At 70.5% G+C, this 18,686-nt stretch carries 11 protein-coding genes; 7 read left to right on the forward strand and 4 right to left on the reverse strand.

Features of this window, described 5'->3' with window-relative positions; translation table 11 throughout:
• Window positions 1-35 precede the first annotated feature (35 nt).
• Window positions 36-2,288, reverse strand: coding sequence for an ATP-binding cassette domain-containing protein (locus DMP23_RS21430; RefSeq protein ID WP_275294067.1), 2,253 nt, complete (start codon window positions 2,286-2,288; stop codon window positions 36-38).
• 639 nt (window positions 2,289-2,927) lie between these two features.
• Here DMP23_RS21430 and DMP23_RS21435 point away from each other — a divergent pair.
• Both DMP23_RS21435 and helR read left to right on the forward strand, forming a co-directional pair.
• Complete coding sequence (locus DMP23_RS21435) at window positions 2,928-4,040, forward strand: aldo/keto reductase (RefSeq protein ID WP_337822318.1); 1,113 nt, start codon at window positions 2,928-2,930, stop codon at window positions 4,038-4,040.
• 1,211 nt (window positions 4,041-5,251) lie between these two features.
• Window positions 5,252-7,423 (forward strand): RNA polymerase recycling motor ATPase HelR, encoded by a 2,172-nt coding sequence (gene helR / locus DMP23_RS21440; RefSeq protein WP_337822319.1) that lies wholly within the window; start codon window positions 5,252-5,254, stop codon window positions 7,421-7,423.
• Between the two features lie 4 nt (window positions 7,424-7,427).
• Here helR and DMP23_RS21445 read toward each other — a convergent pair whose 3' ends face one another.
• The gene (locus DMP23_RS21445; protein ID WP_037818452.1) at window positions 7,428-8,393 is read right to left on the reverse strand and encodes an Lrp/AsnC family transcriptional regulator; all 966 of its coding nucleotides are present in this window, start codon (window positions 8,391-8,393) and stop codon (window positions 7,428-7,430) included.
• A 110-nt stretch (window positions 8,394-8,503) separates the two neighbouring features.
• Between DMP23_RS21445 and DMP23_RS21450 the strand changes: the two genes are divergently transcribed.
• Window positions 8,504-9,916: an amidase gene (locus DMP23_RS21450; RefSeq protein WP_037818454.1), complete on the forward strand. Its 1,413-nt coding sequence runs from the start codon at window positions 8,504-8,506 to the stop codon at window positions 9,914-9,916.
• 38 nt (window positions 9,917-9,954) lie between these two features.
• Here the strand turns inward: DMP23_RS21450 and DMP23_RS21455 are convergent, their stop codons facing one another.
• On the reverse strand, window positions 9,955-13,080 hold the full coding sequence (locus tag DMP23_RS21455; RefSeq protein WP_037818455.1) for a BTAD domain-containing putative transcriptional regulator: 3,126 nt from the start codon (window positions 13,078-13,080) through the stop codon (window positions 9,955-9,957).
• A gap of 95 nt (window positions 13,081-13,175) precedes the next feature.
• On the opposite strand from DMP23_RS21455, the gene DMP23_RS21460 reads away from it, so the two are divergent.
• The 3 genes from DMP23_RS21460 (at window position 13,176) to DMP23_RS21470 (ending at window position 17,416) form a co-directional block, all read left to right on the forward strand.
• Window positions 13,176-14,042: an imine reductase family protein gene (locus DMP23_RS21460; RefSeq protein ID WP_037818456.1), complete on the forward strand. Its 867-nt coding sequence runs from the start codon at window positions 13,176-13,178 to the stop codon at window positions 14,040-14,042.
• Between the two features lie 41 nt (window positions 14,043-14,083).
• Window positions 14,084-14,908 carry an NAD(P)-dependent oxidoreductase gene (locus DMP23_RS21465; RefSeq protein ID WP_439098638.1) on the forward strand — a complete coding sequence of 275 codons (825 nt, stop codon included), beginning with the start codon at window positions 14,084-14,086 and terminating at the stop codon, window positions 14,906-14,908.
• Between the two features lie 354 nt (window positions 14,909-15,262).
• On the forward strand, window positions 15,263-17,416 hold the full coding sequence (locus tag DMP23_RS21470) for a HEAT repeat domain-containing protein (protein ID WP_337822320.1): 2,154 nt from the start codon (window positions 15,263-15,265) through the stop codon (window positions 17,414-17,416).
• On the opposite strand, the gene DMP23_RS21475 is transcribed toward DMP23_RS21470, so the two are convergent.
• Window positions 17,355-17,951: a gamma carbonic anhydrase family protein gene (locus DMP23_RS21475; RefSeq protein ID WP_337822321.1), complete on the reverse strand. Its 597-nt coding sequence runs from the start codon at window positions 17,949-17,951 to the stop codon at window positions 17,355-17,357. The genes DMP23_RS21470 and DMP23_RS21475 overlap by 62 nt on opposite strands.
• A 78-nt stretch (window positions 17,952-18,029) precedes the next feature.
• On the opposite strand from DMP23_RS21475, the gene DMP23_RS21480 reads away from it, so the two are divergent.
• Window positions 18,030-18,680: a dienelactone hydrolase family protein gene (locus tag DMP23_RS21480; protein WP_037818460.1), complete on the forward strand. Its 651-nt coding sequence runs from the start codon at window positions 18,030-18,032 to the stop codon at window positions 18,678-18,680.
• Window positions 18,681-18,686 lie beyond the last annotated feature (6 nt).

Raw genomic sequence — 18,686 nt, forward strand, 5'->3', positions numbered from 1 at the left:
CTCACGGACGGAACCGGAGGGCAGCGCGGGTCGGCTTAACCGCTGAGCGCGGCCCGGAAGTAGCGTCCGGTCGCGCCGTCGTGCTCGGCGAGCCCCTTCGGCGTGCCGGTGTAGAGCACCTGGCCGCCGTTCTCGCCCGCGCCGGGGCCGAGGTCGAGCACCCAGTCCGCCGCCGCGACGACGTGCAGCGAATGCTCGACCACGACGAGCGTCCGGCCCTCGTCGACGAGCCGGTCCAGCAGCGCCACCATCCGCGTGGTGTCGCTGGGATGCAGGCCCGCGGTGGGTTCGTCGACGAGCAGATCGTCGCTGGTCGAGTCGAGCTGGCGGGCGAGCTTCAGCCGTTGCCGCTCACCGCCGGAGAGCGTGTCGAGCGTGCGGCCGCTCGCGAGGTGCCCGAGGCCCAGTTCGCCGAGCAGCGCAGCCAGCCGGACCACGTCCGGATGCGGCACGTATCGCGCCAGCGCCGACACCGGCGTGCCCAGCACTTCGAGCACCGTTCGTCCGTCGAGCCGCGTTTCCAGTGCCTCGGCGCGGAATCCGGTCGCGTTGCACTCCTCGCACGGCGTGTCGACGTCCTCCAGGAACGCCAGATCGGTCCGCCGCACGCCGGTGCCGCGGCAGGCCGGGCACCCGCCCTGCGACCGCGGGTTGAACAGCTTCGGCGATTCGCCGCTCACCTCGGCGAACGCGCGCTGCACCGGATCGGCGAGCCCGAGCCAGGTGCCGACCGTCGACCGGCTCGTCGCGACGATCTGGCTCTGGTCGACGACCGTGAACCGCGGATGCCGCTCGGCGAGTTCGCCCGCCAGCGTCGACTTCCCGGACCCCGCCACCCCGGTGATCACCGTGAGCACGCCTGTCGGGACGTCGACGTCGATGTCGCGCAGGGTGTGCCGATTCAGCCCGCGCAACGGCAGCCAGCCGGCGGGTTCCCGCAGCGTGTCCTTGATCCGGACGCCGGTGCGCAACGCGCGCGCGGTTGTCGTGTCCGCCTTCCGCAGCTTCGCCGGCGGCCCGTGGAACACCACGCGTCCGCCCGCTTCCCCGGCTCCCGGGCCGAGGTCGATCACATGGTCCGCGGCGACCATCACCGCTTCGTGGTGGTCCACCACCAGCACTGTGTTGCCGTGATCACGCAGCCGCCGTAGTACGTCAACGAGGGACGCGACGTCGGCCGGATGCAGCCCGTCGGTCGGTTCGTCCAGGACGTAGGTGAGGTCGGTGAGGCTCGATCCCAAGTGCCGCACCAGTTTCAGCCGCTGCGATTCACCGCCGGAGAGCGTCGGCGTCGCGCGGTAGCAGTGCAGATGCCCGAGGCCGAGCGTGATCATCGATTCCAGCCGCAGCCGCAACGCCGCCACCAGCGGCCGCGCCCACTCGTGGTCCAGTCCGGCGCAGAATTCCAGCAGCCCCGCCGCGTCGCGGTAGCCGAGGTCCACAATGGACACCCCGTTGATCAGGCTCTCCCGCGCGGCCGGAGCGAGCCTGCTGCCGTCGCACTCCGGACACGGCCGCTGCCGGGTCACGTCGGCGAGGGCCGCCCGCACCGCCGGACCCATCTTGGCCTCGCGTTCCACGAGCAGCCGCCGGATCCGCGGCACCATCGACTGGTACTTCGCGCTGGCCGGGAAGCGCGGCAACGGATTCGGCGGCTTCTGCGTCGGGCCGTGCAGCAGGAACTGCACCAGTTCCTCAGGCCATTCCCGCAACGGCAGATCGTTGTCGAAGAATCCCGAGTAGACATAGCGCTTCCAGATCCAGCTGCCGACCGCGAAACTCGGGAAGACCATCGCCCCGTCGTTGAGCGACCGGCCGCGGTCGATCATCCGCTCGCCGTCGATGTCGGTGACCGTGCCGAGCCCCGCGCAAGCCGGGCACATGCCGGACGGGTCGTTGAACGAGTAGGCGGGCGAGTACCCGGCGGACGGTTCGCCCAAGCGGGAGAACAACATCCGCAGCATGGTCCACACCTCGGTGGCGGTGCCGACCGTGGATCGCGAATTCGTCCCGAGCGGCCGCTGATCCACCACGACGACGGTCGTCAAGCCGCTCAGCGAACTGGCCTCGGGAGCCGGATCGTGCGGCAGTTTCGTGCGGACGAAAGCGGGCATCGTCGAGTACAACTGCCGCCGCGACTCGGCGGCCAGCGTCGCGAACGCGAGCGACGACTTGCCGGACCCGGAAACGCCGGTGACCGCGACCAGCTGGTGCTTGGGGATGTCCACGTCCACGTCGGCCAGGTTGTGAGTGCGCACACCGCGGAGGCTGATCATGTTCGACGGCATGTCTCGCAGCCTACGTCCTGGGGAGGGGTGCGGCGGGGCGGGTGGAGGTGGGGGTGCTTCGCTCAGGGAAGGGCTCGGCGATGTGGGGCCGGGCCATCGACAAACAGCATCGCGCGAGGCAGGTTGGGCGATGTTCGTTCGGAGCGCGCTCGACCGGGCGAAGCGAGCTGAGCCTTCGCACGGCGGATTTCCGCGGGCGGGGTGGGCGGTGCTCGTTTAGGGAAGCGCTTATCGAGGCGTGCCAGGCATTCGCCATCCGTGCGGGTGCTCGTTCGAGGAAATACCTGGCGGGCAAGAGAAGCGAGGTCTCGGGACTGGATTATTCGGGCCGGAACATTCGGTCTGGAGTTCGCGGTCGCCGGTGGTTCCTTCGCCGGTGCGGTGGTTCTGATGTGCGTCGCGATCAGCTCGGGACAGAGCACCGTCGCCGGTCGTGGCTCCAGGTCGAGTGGTCCGCGCAACTCCTCGACCACGATCACTCCCCCAACCGGCATCGGCTGGCGCCTGCGGGTCGCACCGCGCTTCCCCTGCGTCGGCCGTCCTGAAGTTTGGACTTGCTGGTCCATTTTTCCGAAGGCACCCTGGCCGAGCCAGGCGGGCACGGCCCGCGCGTGTTTCGGGAACGGAGTGAGGACCCCGATGTCTCTTGACCAGTATTACCTGCTCGGCCGGTCCGGATTGCGGGTCAGCAGGCTCGCGCTCGGCACGATGAACTTCGGCGTCGACGGGTTTCACGCCGCTTACGGGAAGTCCGAGGAGGAGGCGCGGCCGATCTTCCGCAAGTACGTCGAGGAGGGCGGCAACTTCGTCGACACCGCGGACTTCTACACCGCGGGCGAGAGCGAGCGGCTGCTCGGCAAGTTCATCGCCGAGACGGGGAACCGGGATCGGCTCGTGCTGGCGTCGAAGTTCACCAACAGCGTCGACCCGGGCGATCCCAACGCGGGCGGCAACGGGCGCAAGCACATGATCCGGTCGGTGGAGGCGTCGCTGCGCCGGCTCGGCACCGACTATCTCGACCTGTTCCTGCTGCACACGTGGGATCGGATCACGCCGGTCGAGGAGGTGCTGCGCACGTTCGACGACCTGGTGCGGGCGGGGAAGATCCGGTACGCCGGGCTGTCGGACGTGCCTGCCTGGTACGCGAGCCGCGCGCAGACTCTCGCCGACGCGCATTCGCTGCCGCCGATGATCAGTCTGCAGCTGCCGTATTCGCTGGTCGAGCGGACGATCGAAACGGAACACGTCCCGGCGGGGCTGGAGCTGGGCTTGGGAATCACCGCGTGGAGCCCGCTCGGCAGCGGGTTCCTGAGCGGGAAGTACCGCAGCTCGTCGAACGGCCTGAGCGGCGAGGGACGTTTGACCGGCGAGGGCGCTGTGGCGGCCGGGACCTGGACCGCGCAGCAGTGGGAACTGCTGAAGACGCTTGAGACGGTCGCGGACGAGCTGAACGTGACGATGGCGCAGGTCGCGATCAACTGGGTGGCGACGCAGCCCGGCATCGCGTCGGCGATTGTTGGGGCGAGCAGCGCGGAGCAGCTGGACGCGACGATGCACGCGCTCGACTTCACCCTGCCCGCCGACCTGCGCGACGCCCTGGACCGCGCGAGCGAGGTGCCGCCTGCCGGGCCGTACCGGATGTTCACGCCGGACTACCAGTCGTGGCTGATCAACCCTGGCGTGAAGGTGGGCGACAAACCGGAGGGGTATCGGCCGGTGGTACGGAACTGGGCTTCGGCGACGCAGGCGTGAACCGCGCGGGATTCCGCGCTGCAAGAAATGTTTCCCCCGCCCTTTTCAAGATATAGCGCACCCCGGGGCTGGCCGCAAGCCCCGGGGGATGCCGCAGAATCGCTGCTCGACCATGAGAATCCGGCTGTCGGGAGCGAGTGTGGGATCGGTGTGCGCACGATCGGGCTTTGAGACGTGCGGGGATGTCCTGCCGCCGGGAATCCGTCCGGCGCAGCTGCCGAGAGCGCATGCGCGCGACTCGGCGCGACCGCCGCCGTCCGGTCGGTTTCGGCTGGCCGATTGTGCTTGGCCGAACCGTTCGCCGTCGCCGTGGCCCGGTGCCGGAAACGGGGCCCTTTGCCGCCGCTGCAACGCCTGGGGCACGAAGGCGCGCGGAATTGGGTGCGCGCTCGCGCCTGGGTGCCCGCCACGGAATAGCCCGGGGATTCGGCTCGGCCTTCGACGCTCAACCTGCCGCCCTGTGACCGTCGCGTGCGAGGGCGCTCAGGGATGTCAGCTGGCCACACGTGCGGCTGGAACGCACGCCTCGGGCAGCGTCGTCGCGCCGAGCGAGGCCGTCACCGCAGGTGGAATCGCCGCCTGGGCGAGGTCGTCGCGCCGGGCCGAATGGCCGCGTCAGGAGAACGCGCGTCGTCGCGCCGAGCGAAGCCGTCACCGCAGGTGGAATCACCCGCTCGGGCAAGGTCGCCACACCGGACCGAATTGCCGCGTCAAGCGAACGCACGTCGTCACGCCGAGCAAAGCCGTCAGCACAGGTGGAAACCGCCCCCTGGGCAAGGTCGCCACGCCGGAACCGAATGGCCGCGTCAGGCAAAGGCGCGGGTCGTTCGCGCTGATCGGGCTTCGAGCCGGGTCTGATCCCCTCCGGGCTGCGGACCGAGGCCGCGGCTCTGGCCGGTGCGCCCGGCCCATCCGGCGAACCTGGCCGCCGAACTCGGATCGGGCAGCGCGGCTCCGCCAGCACAGGTCAGCCGCCACGAGTCCGCTCACCCGCCAGCACAAGCCCGCTTCACCCGCCAGGCCAGACCCACCGATCCGACCCGCTCCACCCAGCCCGGACCGCTCAGCTCACCACGCGAGAAAACCGCGGCACAACACCAGTCCGCCTGCCCACTTGACAGAAGGTGGACAATAAAAAATCGACGCGTCTTCACCAAGCAATCAGAAGTTCACGCCGAATCTGGTTTCAGAATAACAGCAGCGAGGGGCACTTGTCAACTCAGGGGTACGAAGAAGAACTGCGGTCCGAACAGGACTACGTCGCCGGGCTCTATCGGCGGCTCGACGGGGAGCGCAGGAGGGCCAAGGAGCGCTACACCGCTGCCCTCAAACGAAACGACGAGGCGCCGGGCGAGCGGGACGTCGAGGTGCGCGCGCTCACTCGCGAAACGCGGCGGCTTTCGGTTGCCGACTCCGGGTTGTGTTTCGGGCGGCTCGACACCGTCGAAGGCGACCATTCTTACATCGGCCGGATCGGGCTTTTCGACGAGGACGACGAGTACAAACCCGTTCTTCTCGACTGGCGCGCGCCGGCGTCGAGCGCGTTTTACACCGCTACCGCCGCGACGCCCGAGGGCATGCGGCGACGGCGGCAATTCCACACGCGCGGGCGGCAGGTCACCTCGTTCACCGACGAGGTCTTCGGCGCGCCCGGCAGCGGCGAGGAGAACGACGCCCTGCTCGCGGCGGTCAACGCGCCCCGCGGGGAGGGGATGCGGGACATCGTCGCGACGATCCAGGCCGAGCAGGACCGCATCATCCGGCTCGACCATCCCGGCGTCCTGGTCATCGAGGGAGGGCCGGGAACCGGGAAAACCGTCGTGGCGCTCCACCGCGTCGCGTATCTGCTGTACACGCAGCGCGAGCGGATGGAGCGCCACGGCGTCCTCGTTCTCGGGCCGAATCCCTCGTTCCTGAACCACATCGGGCGCGTGCTGCCGTCGCTCGGCGAGTCCGACGTGGTGTTCACCACCCCGGGCAGTCTCCTCCCGGGGCTGCACGCGCACGCCGAGGACGAGCCGGAGGTCGCGCGGTTCAAGGGGTCTCTGCGGATGCTCGACGTCCTGCGCGCGGCGGTCGCGGACCGGCAGGAACTGCCCGCCGAACCCGTGCTGATCGAGCTCCGCGACACCACCGTCCGGATCGACGCGGCGACCGCCGAGTGGGCTCGCGACGAGGCGCGGCAGAGCGGGCGGCCGCACAACGAGGCGCGGGCGGTGTTCGTCGAGATCGTCACGTACGTGCTCACCGAACGCGCCATGTCCCGCATCGGGCGCGGTTGGCTCACCCGCGACGACAAGGAGGAATGGGAGGACCTCCGTTCCACGCTCGTCAACGAACTCCTCGCCGATCCCGCGTTCGTCAAGGCGATCGACCGCCTCTGGCCGATTCTGACCCCGGAAAGCCTGCTGACCACGCTGTACTCCTCCCCCGCGCGGCTCAAGGCGGCCGGTGCCGACCCGGCGCTGCTGCGCGAGCCGGGCGAGCCCTGGACGGTGTCGGACGTCCCGCTCCTGGACGAGCTGATCGACCTCCTCGGCAAGGCTCCGGACCGCGCGAAACGGCAGGAGGACGCCGCCGAGCGCGAGGCGGAGGCCGAGTACGCGGCCGGCGTGCTGGACATCATGCGGCTCGACCGCGAGGAGATGGACGAGGACATCGGCCTGTCCGCGGAGCACCTGCTCTACGACACCGACCTGGCCGAGCGGTTCGTCGAGCACGACACCCGCGACCTCGCCGAACGCGCCGCGGCGGACCGGGACTGGACCTACCGGCACGTCGTGGTCGACGAGGCGCAGGAACTGTCCGAAATGGACTGGCGGGCGCTGATGCGGCGGTGCCCGAGCCGGTCGTTCACGGTGGTCGGCGACCTGGCGCAGCGGCGGTCGGCGGCGGGTGCGCTCGACTGGGGCACGATGCTGGATCCGTACGTCCCGGGCCGCTGGGCCTACCGTTCGCTCACCGTCAACTACCGCACCCCGGCGGAAATCATGGCCGTCGCGGCGGCGGTGCTGGCCGAGTTCGCGCCGGGGGCCGAGCCGCCGGAATCGGTGCGCGCGTGCGGGGTCCGGCCGTGGTCGCGGAAGGTCTCCGACGACGAGTTGCCCGCCGCGGTCGAGGAATTCGTCCGTGCCGAGGCGGGCCGGGAAGGGACGAGCGTCGTGATCGGGCCGCCGGACGTGCCGGGCGCGGTCGCGGCGTCGGAGACGAAGGGGCTGGAGTACGACGCTGTGCTGCTGGTGGACCCGGACCGGATTCTCGAGGACGGACCGCGCGGCGCGGCTGAGCTGTACGTCGCGCTGACCCGGGCGACCCAGCGGCTCGGCGTGCTGCACCGCGGCGCGCTGCCGTCGGTGCTGAACGGACTGGAGGAACTCGTCTAACCAGTCAGGGGCGCAGTTCGGGTGCGAGGACGCTGCTGCGCTTCAACGCCTTCAGCACCACCCCGGTGTGCACCGAATCCGCCTGCCGGGACCAGCCGGAACTGCCGACGAACTCGTGCAACGCGGCGATGTCGGGCAGAGTGACGTCAGCGAGCAGCTGATACTCGCCCGTCATCGCCGCCGCGTAGCGCACGTACGGCGAGCCCAGCAGGGCGCGGCCGATGTCGTCGACGTCGTGCGGGCGGCAGCGGATCCACAGCAGCGCCTCGACCGGCAGGCCGAGCACGGCCGGTTCCACCACTGCCCGGATGAACACCTTTTCCTCCCGCCGCAACGCCTCCAGCCGGCGGCGGACGGTCGATTCCGAGATCCCGGCGGCACGGGCGAGTTCCTCGTGCGTGCGCCGGCCGTCCTCGCGCAACGCGCGCACGATGGCGCGTTCGTCGCTGCTGAAGTCCACGCCGTCCGGCTGCCGGGGCTGCGGAGTCGGCTGCGGAAGCGACGAGATCGCCTCCGTCTCGGCCGGGCTCAGCAGCCCGGGCTGCCATTCGTGGATGGTGCGGTAGTACCGCGTGACGGTATCGGCCGTCAGATCGAGCAGGCCGGGGATTGCCGCCATCTCGTCGAACATGAAGGTCGGCAGCCGGTTGCGGTCGCAGAAGACCTCGGCGACGAGTTCGCCCTGTCCGGTGATCAGGTAGCAGAAGCTCGTCTCCGGCCGTCCCGCGAGCGCGGTGCCCGCGGGACGGCCGAGCCCGGCCCGGCAGCGGCCGCGCACCAGCAGCGGCACGCCGTGCGGCGAAACGGCGACAACCGTCACGACGCCGGTGCGCAGCAGGTGCGTCCCGCGCCGGGCCACCGTGCGCTCCGGCGCGTCCAGCACCTCGGCGATCCGCCGCCAGGACGCGCGGCCGTCGACTTGCAGCGCGCCGGCGATCCGGCGGTCGAGCGGGTCCAGCCGTGCGGTCATCAGCCAATACTGTGGCTGATTCCGTCATTTGTCGAGCACGTCTTGTCTGACCCCAGCACCACGCGCGAAGCTGACGTCGCGAACGGACACCGGGGTCAGGAAGGAAACCAGTGAGCGCTGAGGAGATCTGCTACTTGCCCGCCCGCGAACTGGCCCGGCGGCTGCGTGTCCGCGAGCTGTCCGCGCGCGAGGTGCTGCAGGCCCATCTCGACCGGATCGAGCAGGTCAACCCGCAGATCAACGCCATCGTCACGCTCACCGCCGAGCGCGCGCTGAGCGAGGCCGCGGCCGCCGACGAACGTCTCGCGCACGGCGAGGAGGTCGGTCCGCTGCACGGGATTCCGGTAGCGCACAAGGACACGCACGACGTCGCCGGGGTCCGCACCACCTACGGATCCCCCATTTTCGCCGACCACGTCCCCGACAGCGACACGCTCGTCGTCGAGCGGATCCGGAACGCGGGCGCGATCACGCTCGGCAAGACGAACGCGCCGGAGTTCGGGGCCGGTTCGCACACGATGAACCCGGTTTTCGGGGCCACGCGCAACCCGTACCGGCGCGAGCTGTCCGCGGGCGGCAGCAGCGGCGGGGCGGCGGCCGCACTGGCCGCGGGTCTGCACCCGCTCGCCGAGGGCAGCGACATGGGCGGTTCGCTGCGCAATCCGGCGTCGTTCTGCAACGTCGTCGGCCTGCGCCCGTCGCCCGGCCGGGTGCCGACCTGGCCCGCGACGCTGCCCTGGGAGGCGCTGGGCGTGCAGGGGCCGATGGGCCGGACGGTCGCCGACGTCGCGCTGCTGCTGTCGGTGATCGCCGGGTACGACGAGCGCAACCCGATCGCGCTCGACCAGCCCGCCGCGCCGTTCGCCGGGTCGCTCGACGCCGACCTCGCCGGGCTGCGCGTGGCGTGGTCGCCGGACCTCGGCGGGCTGCCGGTCGACCCGGCGGTCACCGCCGTGCTGGAACCGGCGGTGCGGGTGTTCGCCGAACTCGGCTGCCGCGTCGAACCGGCCTGCCCGGACCTCGCGGTGGCCGACGACGTGTTCCGCACCCTGCGCGGCTGGCTCTTCCACACCGGGTTCAGCGGTCTGCTCGAAGAGCATCCGGACAAGATGAAGCAGACGCTCGCCGACAACATCGCTTTCGGCGCAACGCTTTCCGGTGCCGACATCGCCCGCGCGCAGACGCGGCAGCTGCAGCTCATCACCGGGATGCGCGAGTTCTTCACGCAGTACGATCTGTTGCTCGCGCCGGTGAGCCAGGTGCCGCCGTTCCCGGTGGAGTGGGAGTACCCGGAAGTCGTTGCCGGGCAACCGATGCACGACTATCTGGAGTGGATGCGCTCGGCGTACTCGATCTCGGCGACCGGCTGCCCGGCGCTGTCGGTGCCCGCCGGGTTCACCGAGGACGGACGTCCGGTGGGGCTGCAGATCATCGCGCCGCTGCGGGGCGAGCTAGGACTGTTGCGGGCCGCGCACGCTTTCGAGCAGGCGACCGGGCACGGGAACCGGCGGCCCGTCTTCTGAGCCGCGAGCCACGGTCCGTGAAGGACTCCTTGAGGGAATCAGATTCCCTCAAGGAGTCCTTCACGGACCGCAGGCAGCGCTTCCCGATCGCCGCCCGCGCGGAACTCGGCCGCGAATTCCGCCGCGCCGAGGACCTCGCTCGCGCGGGCGGTAATCCGGTCGACGTCAGTGCGCTCCGCGGCAGGCAGCGGTGCGCCGATCCCAGCACGGGAAGCTGCGGCCGCGCCCAGCAAACGTGCGGCTTCGCGGGCTGCTCCGGCCAGGGCGTGCGCACCCGCTAGCCCCTCCAGCGACAACGCGATCGCTCGCGGATCGCCGGTCCGGTGCGCGATCTCGTACCCTTCCTGCTGCCGTCGCAACGCCGTCTCCGCGTCTCCGCGCAATTCGGCGACGAAACCGAGTTCCGCGAGGATCAACGTGTTCCCCGGTTCGAAATCGACCTGCTTGTTCCACTCGAGCAGCGTCCGCAAATGCTGTTCGGCGAGATCGAGGTCGCCCTCGCGCCGGGCGCCGAGGGCCAGTCCGGTCAGCGCATACATCTCCCCCGGCGTGAAGCCGTGTTCCGCAGCGACCTCGCGAGCCCGGTCATGGAGTTCGCGGGCGGTGACGTACTCCTTGCGCAGCAAGGCAATCCGCCCAAGCCACGACAGCTGGTACGACGCTTCCGGCCACAAGCCCAGTTCCTCGGCGATCTGCAATCCTTCGATGTGGACCGCTTCAGCGCGCGCGTAATTCCCGGCAAGGGAACTGAGTGCACCCTGTGCGAAGTTCGCCTGCAGCTGACCCCATTTGTCGCCGATTTCGGCGAACAACTCCGCGCATCGATCGGCGTAACGCCACGCTCCCGCGATATCGCCTCTCGACAGGGCCTGGCTCGCGCGGTCACCGCTGGCCGCCGCGATCCCCCATCGGTCGCCGGCCGCTTCGAAGGCGGCGAGTGCCTCCAGGGTCAGCGGTTCCGCGCCGGGCAGATCGGCCACTGTGGACAGTGCGTAGCCGATGAACCACTTGGCCCGAGGGCTCGTCGGCAACTCCGCCACGGGGCGCCAGTCCGGCCGGTCGCCAGCGAGGATGCCGAGTGCGGTGAGCGTCGCCTGTGCTTCCACGCGCAGGTCCTCGTCGCCGCCGGGCAAACTGAGGGCGGCGCGCAGGGAGCGCATCGCCTCGGCCATCCGGCCGCGCAGGAATCGGTACCACGCCAGCCGGTTCGCCAAGCGCAACGCGTCGTCGGCGCTCCCCCAACCGGCCAGATTCTCCGCTGCGGCACGGAGATTCGGCAGGTCCGCGTCGAGGCGCCGCAGCCAGCGCCGTTGATCCCCCGCGCGGAGACCGGCGTCCGCGGTACCGGCGAACTCGACGTAATACTCCGCGTGCCGACGCCGCGTCTTCTCGACCTCACCGGCGTCGCGCAGCCGTTCGAGGCCGTACACTGCCACCGACTCAAGCAACCGGTACCGCGCGTTCGCTGGCACGACCAGCGAGCGGTCGACAAGCTTCGCCAGCAGACCCAGCACCTCACCTTCCTCGACGCCGTCGCCCGCGCAGACCGCCTCGGCCGCGTCCAGCGAGCAATCCTCGGTGTGCACCGACAACCGTTGCAGCACAAGGCGTTCCGGCTCGCTCAGCAGTTCCCAGCTCCAGTCGATCATCGCGCGCAGAGTCTGCTGCCGGGCGGGCACACCCCGGCGAATGGTGTCCAGCAGGCGGAACCGATCGTCCAGCCGGCGCAGCAACTCCGGTACACCCAACGCGCGCACGCGGGTCGCGGCGAGTTCGAGCGCCAGCGGCAATCCGTCCAGTTTCCGGCAAATCTCGGCGACCGCCTCCGCGTCGGCACTGTCCACAGTGTACCCACTGTCAGCGACCCGTGCGGTGAACAGCCGCGCGGCGCTGTCGTGATCCAGCGGCGGTACCGGGAACTGGGTCTCCCCGGCGAGCCCGAGCGGTTCCCGGCTGGTGGCGAGGATCCGCAGCCCGGGCGCGTCCGCCAGCAGCCGTGCGGCGGTCTCGGCGACCGGCTCGATCAGCTGTTCGCAGTTGTCCAGGACGATCAGGGTTTCCTTGCCGCGCAAGGACTCGGCCAGCCGTTGCACCGGATCCGCCTGCGCGGGCGCCGCCGCGTCCCGGATGCCCAGCGTCGCCGCGATCGCTTCCACTACCCATTCGATCGGCGGGCACTGGCTCAGCGCGCATTCGTGCCGGTCCATGCCGGTCAGCTCCACAAGCCACGCGCCCGCGGCGAAGTCGCCGCCGAGCCGGTGCGCGGTCTCCAGCGCGAGCCGGGTCTTGCCGACGCCGCCAGGTCCAGTGAGCGTCACCAACCGGGATTCGCGGACGAGCGTGCTGACCGCCTTGGTCGCGGCGGTCCGGCCGACCAGTTCGGTGAGCGGCACCGGAAGCTGCGGCGCGACGGCGGTCAGAGCCGGGTCCTGCGCCAGGATCGACCGGTGCAGCGCGGTCAGTTCGGGGCCGGGATCGAGACCTAACTCGTCCGCGAGACGGCGGCGGAGTTCATCGTAGGAGGCCAGCGCCTCGCTCTGCCGACCCGCCGCATAAAGCGCGCGCATCTGGAGAGCACGCAGCCGTTCGCGCAACGGATGCTGCCGGACGAGGTCGGCAAGTTCCGCGGTCAGCGCGGCATGTTCGCCAAGCGCGAGCCGCGCGTCGGCGAGGTTTTCTTGCGTGACAAGGCGATCCTCTTCCAGCCGCTGAATCACTGGCTGCGCGAAGGCTTCGTCCGCGAACTCAGCAAGCGTCGGGCCTCGCCACAACGCCAGCGCTTCGGTGAGCAATTCGGCCTTCGACTGCGGGTTTTCCGCCGTGCCCGCCGCTGCGGTCAACGCCCGGAAGCGTCCGACGTCCACGGCTTCCGGTTCGGTCCGCAGGACGTAACCGGGGGCCTGGAACACCAGCGCGCTGCCGGACCCCGGTTCGGCGCGTTCGAGCGCACGGCGCAGCTGCGAGACCTTCGTCTGCAGGGTGTTGACCGGGTTGCCGGGCAGCTGGTCGCCCCACAGGTCGTCGGCCAGCCGGTCCGCCGACACCGGAGCGCCCTCGTGCACGAGCAGGACCGCGAGCAGGGTCCGGACCTTGGCCTCGGGCACCCGCACCGGCCGGCCGTCGTCGCTGCTCACGGCCAAGGGCCCCAGGATCCCGAATCGCACGGATCCACCGTAACCGCATCCGTGCGCGGACCCCCAGCGAACCGTGCGCGGCCCTCGGCACCGTGGTCGGCAGATCAACGAACTGGAGGGACGACATGTCCGGGAATGCGACCTCGGCGACCGTGCTGGGGCTCGGTGCGATGGGCAGCGCGCTGGCCGGTGCGCTGCTTGAAGCGGGACGGCCGGTGACGGTCTGGAACCGCTCTGCGGACAAGACGAAGCCGCTGGTGGAGCGGGGTGCGGTGGCGGCGGGGGCGGCCGCTGAGGCGGTCGCGGCGAGCGAACTAGTGATCGTCTGCCTGCTGGACGACGCGTCGGTGCGCGAGGTGCTCAAGACGGCCTCGCTGGCGGGCCGGACGGTGGTGAACCTGACCAACGGCACCCCTCGGCAGGCCCGGGAACTGGCCAAATGGGTAACGGAGCAGGGCGGGGCGTTCCTCGACGGCGGCATCATGGCGGTTCCGCCGATGATCGGGCGGCCGGGCGCGTTCGTGTTCTACAGCGGGCCCCAGGAAGTGTTCGACACGCACCGCGCGGCGTTCGACGCGTTCGGCGGCAGCAACTACGTCGGCGAGGACCCGGGGCTGGCGGCGTTGCACGATCTCGCGCTGCTGTCGGGGATGTATGGCCAGTTCACCGGCGTCTTGCAAGCCTACGCGCTGATCCGCAGCGAAGGGCTTTCGGCGGTCGAATTCGCGCCGTTGCTGAGCGGATGGCTGACCGCGATGAGCAGCTTCGTCCAGCAGGCCGCGGTGGAGGTCGACAGCGGCGATTACACCCAGAACGTCGTCTCGAACCTGGGGATGCAGGCCGCCGCGTTCGAAAACCTGCCCATCGCCGCCGCTGACCAGGGTGTCAGCTCCGAACTGCTCGCGCCGCTGCACCAGCTGCTCCTGCGCCGGGCCGCCGACGGCCACGGCGCGGAAAACCTGACGAGCGTCATCGAACTGCTGAAGAAATAAGGAGAACTCTGGTGAGTGTGACAGTGATCGGCCTCGGCCCGATGGGGCAGGCCATGGTGCGGTCCTACCTGGCAGCGGGCCACGAGGTGACGGTGTGGAACCGCACCGCAAGCCGCGCCGACGACGTGGTGGCCGCTGGTGCGAAGCGCGCGGGAACGGTCGCGGAGGCGCTGGCCGCGAACGAATTGGTAATCCTCAGTCTCACTGATTATCAGGCGATGTACGACATTCTCGCGCCGACCGAGGACGCGCTGCGCGGGAAAATCGTAGTGAACCTCAGCTCGGACACGCCGGAGCGGACCCGGGTGGCCGCGGAATGGCTGGCCGCGCGCGGTGCGGAGATGATCGCGGGCGGGATCATGGTGCCTGCGCAGGTCGTCGGCACCGAGGGTGCGTTCGTGTTCTACAGCGGCGCGCAGCCGACGTTCGAGCGGATCGAACCGGCCCTGCGCGTCATCGGACGGCCGGACTACCGAGGCGCGGATCCGGGTCTGGCGCAGCTGTATTACCAGTCGTTGCTGGATCTTTTCCTCACGACGCTGTCGGCGTTCCTGCACTCCGCCGCGCTCGTCGGCACCGCCGGGGTGTCCGCCGCGACGCTGGTGCCGTACGCGAACGAGCTGCTGACGCTGGTGCAGACGTCGCTGGACGAGGCGGCGAAGAACGTCGACAGCGGCAGCCACCCCGGTGACGAGGCGAACGCCAAGATGATGGGCGCGACGGCCGACCACATCCTCGCCGCGAGCCGGGACGCGGGCATCGACGTGGCCCTGCCCGCCGCGGTCAAGGAGCACTACGACCGCGCGGTCGCCGCCGGGCACGGCCGGGACAGCTGGACCAGCCTGTTCGAGGTGATCCGCGGCTGAGCGCCCGCGGTCTGGGAAGCCCGGGACACATCCTGGACGCAGCGCCGCGCTGGGGAGGCGCGCCCGGGTCGAACCCGGGAGGACCGGCTGACCGGCCTGGTGAGGCGGACGCGGGCGCGGCTGCTGTGCGCATTGGCGGCGGAGTCCTCTGCTGCGGCGTTGGCCGCGCGGCTGGGAGTTTCCCCGGCTGCGGTGCAACATACGAAGACGTTTCGGACGGCGGGGTTGATCACTACCACCCGGGCGGGGGTGGGAGTGCATCATTCGCTCACACCGTTGGGGAGGGCATTTCTCGAGCCGCGGCAACTCCGGCGGGTCCAAGGGATTCTCCTGCTCGTAACAGGGAATGCGCCGATGTCGATCACACCCTCGGCCGGGCTGGGGTCCCGGCCCGGAACGGGGTGGACGGTGTTCTCTGGTCTCGACGAGATCGACTGGGCGGGAATGAAGCACGCGTACGGACCGGCGACCGATGTCCCGGACCTGCTCCGGGGTCTGGTTTCGCCTGACCCGGTGGTGCGGGAGCGGGCGCTGGACGGCATGGAGGGCGCGGTCCACCACCAGTTCGACGTGTACGACTGCACGGTGGCCGCGCTGCCGTTCCTGCTGGAAGCCGCGGCGACGCCGGGGTTGCCCGGCCGCGCCGGGGTCCTGGAACTGGTCGCCAGCATCGGCGGCGTGGGATGGGAAGTGCCGAACACCGGTCCCGCGGCGGAGGCGGCCCGGGCGCTCGCGGCGGCGGGTCCGGTCCTCCTGAGCTTGCTCGAGGACCCCGATCGCGAGGTGCGCCGGGCGGTCGCCGGGGCGCTGCCCGGCTGCCGCGACGATCTGGCCCGGGTGACCTCCGCGGTACTGGCCCGGCTGCCGATCGAGTCCGACGCCGAGGTACAGGTCGCGCTCGTCGAGGCGGCGGGCATGCTGGGCACGGACGGAGAGATCAGTGCCGCGTTGGAGTCGATGGCCGTCGGCGCGCAGTCAGCCCGGGTTCGGGTCGCTGCGCTGACCGAACGCGTCCGCATCGGGCCCGCGCAAGTGCCAGCGGGGGTCGTCACCGCACTCACCACGGCGGTGGAGGCTGCCTATGCTGAGGAACCGCCGCCGCCGCGACCGGATCCGGTCAGCACCGAAACCTTGCGCGGCATGCTTCATCAGCGTGGGCTCAGCTACGGGAACAGCGAGCCGGCGCCGCATCTAGACCGCCTCGTCACGGACGTCAGCTGGGCGTTCGGCGACCGGGTTGCCGCGCGCTCCGCATTCATCGCGGCGCAGTTGCGCGCCGCGAACTGGGCGCAGCGCTACCACGCTGTCTTTGCCGCCCAGACGCTGCTGTTCGGCTGGCGAGGCGACCACCGCGAACTGGTCTCCCTGATCGGCGACCAGCTGGACGACTCGCCGCCCAGGCTGCGCATGCGGGCCGCCACCACGTTGTCGATCATCGGCGAACTCGCCGCTCCGGCCGCGGACGCGCTCGTGGCCTGCATCGAATCGGCTCCCCGCACCGGTGAGTACACCCCGGCCGGTTCCCTGGCGTGGACAATGCCGACCCCGTACAGCGGCGGCGACGTCAGCCCGGCCATCCGCGCGCTGTGCCGCATCGGCGACAGCCGAGCCTTGCCGGTGCTGCGGTGGCTGCTCGAACAGGATCCGCTGCCGAACTACCTCAATTCGCACATCGCCGGTCTGGGACCGACGGCCGCGGAACTGGTTCCGCTGATCCGGCAGCGCCTGCGAGGTCTCGGCGAGAACGACGACCGAGCCCGGGAAGCCCTGTGCGACTCCTTGGCCGAGATCGGGCCCGCCGCGGCCGAAGCAGCACCGGAGGTCCTGGCCGCGCTGGAATCCGATCCGGCGCAGGCCGCCTCGATCCTGACCAAGATCGGCGCCGGTGCCGAGGCTGTTCCGTTGCTGCGACCGCTGCTCAAGAACCCGGACGACGGAATCGCGGCCAGAGCCGCGACGGCGCTGTGGCAACTGGACAAGGACGCCGAGACCGCACTGCCGGTGATCCTTCGGGCGTTGCGCAAGGACGACAACTTCACCGCCAGCGCGGCCGCGGCAGGCGTGCGGGACCTGGGACCCGCCGCCGCAGCCACGATTCCGGCGTTGCGCGCGCTGCTCGATCGTGTCGACGAATACGGGTGGCTGCACCAAAACGCCGCGACCGCGTTGTGGCGGATCAGCGGCGATCCCGAGCCTGTGGTCGCCGTCCTGCAGTCGGTCTGGACGCGCAGCCGTCGCCGCTGGCCCGGTATCGCGCGAGACCTCACCGAACTCGGGTCCGCGGCTGCCCCCGCCGCGCCGTTGCTGCGAGAGGCGCTCGCGTCGCCGCGCCGCTATCTCGTCGAACGGGTCGCCAAATCCGATGACGGCTTGGCCAATGACATCGACATCGTTGGTGACGAAGCCTTTCAGCGCGATGCCCGCACGGTGCTCGCTTCGGTCGACGTCATTCGTCAAGAAGACGATCACCTTGATGGGAGCCGTAAAACTCGGCTTGGCGGCGCATGAGTTCGCGCATCGGGGTGCCTCTCGGCGTGCCGTAGACAGTGCCCGGGAAATCCAGGGTGCGCTGCAGTTCCCACAGCTCGTCGTGCCGGTCCGGGGAGAACAGTTCGGCCGGGTCCCCCGCGGCGATCCAGCCGATGGGAAGCACCGTGCCGGGTTCGAGACGGGAGTTGACGTGCAGCACGCTGTTGATCCGCAGTTCGGACCCGGCGCCGGCGACTGAACCCGGGAACAGCGAGGCTCCGGTCGCGACGAACACCTCGTCTTCGATCACGGCTCCGTTGACATGGGCGTGCGGTCCGACCAGCACTGCGTCCCCGAGTGTCGCGGGCTGTGCGGACCGGCCGCGGACCAGGGCGTTCTCCATGACCACTACGTCCGAACCGGTGCGGACCTCCCCGTCTTCCGCGGTCAGCACCGCGCCGTGCAGGATTCGGGCTCGTTCGCCGAGGACGACTGCGCCGCACAGCACCGCGGTCGGGGCGACGTACGCCGACTCCGGGACCACCGGGCGTTGTCCTCGATGTTCGATCAGCATCGGTCCACGCTAACCCGCCGTCCGTTTGGCCGTCGCCCTGCCGGGATATCCGGTTCCGGACGCTGGCAGGAGGAAGCCATGACGGAACCGTTCGCGGTCGGCGCCGGGACGTCGTCGGCCGAGGGTGAGTTGACTGTGCCCGCCGATGCTGCCGGGGTGGTGGTTTTCGCGCACGGCTCGGGCAGTTCGCGGCACAGCCCGCGCAACCAGGCGGTCGCCCGGACCCTGCAGGACCACCGGTACGCGACGCTGCTGTTCGACCTGCTCAGCCAGGAAGAGCACGACCGGCAGCGCTTCGACATCGGGCTGCTGCGGGACCGGTTGCTGCGCGCGCTGGACGAGCTCAGCCAGCATCCCGCGGCGGGCGGATTGCCGGTGGGGCTGTTCGGGGCCAGCACGGGAGCCGCCGCGGCGTTGAGCGCGGCGGCGAGCCGGCCGGACGTCGTGCGGGCGGTGGTTTCCCGCGGCGGCAGGCCGGATCTGGCCGAGGACGTCTTGGCGGAGGTGCGTTGCCCGGTGCTGCTGATCGTCGGGGGCAACGACGACACCGTGCGCAGGCTGAACAAGGCGGCTGCGGCCCAGTTGCCGGGCGACCGGGAGCTCGTGGTGGTGCCGGGGGCGGGGCACCTGTTCGAGGAGCCCGGCGCGTTGGAGCAGGTCGCCGACGCAGCCGCCGCGTGGTTCGACCGGCATCTTCCGGACGGCGGCGACCACGCCTTCGCGCTGTGACGCCGT

It is taken from the genome of Amycolatopsis sp. A1MSW2902, from assembly GCF_017312175.1.
GTDB lineage: Bacteria > Actinomycetota > Actinomycetes > Mycobacteriales > Pseudonocardiaceae > Amycolatopsis > Amycolatopsis nivea.